Origin of the sequence: Pseudoalteromonas sp. GW168-MNA-CIBAN-0100, from assembly GCF_040309225.1 — a bacterium.
Classification (GTDB): Bacteria; Pseudomonadota; Gammaproteobacteria; order Enterobacterales; family Alteromonadaceae; genus Pseudoalteromonas; species Pseudoalteromonas arctica.
This window is the reverse complement of sequence record NZ_JBEOOL010000646.1, coordinates 1-266: the sequence shown is the minus strand read 5'-3', so window position 1 is coordinate 266 and position 266 is coordinate 1. Positions and strand designations below refer to the sequence as shown.

Annotated in this window: 1 protein-coding gene; it reads right to left on the bottom strand. The window is 39.8% G+C overall.

The features are described 5' to 3' along the window. Positions 1–266: ribosome-recycling factor (locus AAEY62_RS22825; protein ID WP_350636704.1), on the bottom strand; the 266-nt coding region annotated here is incomplete at both ends.

The window sequence follows — 266 nt, the reverse complement described above, 5'->3', positions numbered from 1 at the left end:
GCTTGACGCGCTTCATCTTCAGAAATATCTTTATCTTTCAATAAGTTTTTAAAATCGCCATTCGCGTCACGACGAATGTTACGTACTGCAACACGACCGCCTTCAACTTCACCACGAACAATTTTAATTAAGTTTTTACGACGTTCTTCAGTCAATGCTGGTAATGGTACACGAATAACTGAACCTGCTGACATTGGGTTTAAACCTAAGTCAGATGCCATTATTGCTTTTTCTACCGCTTGCGCAAGTGACTTATCAAATACACC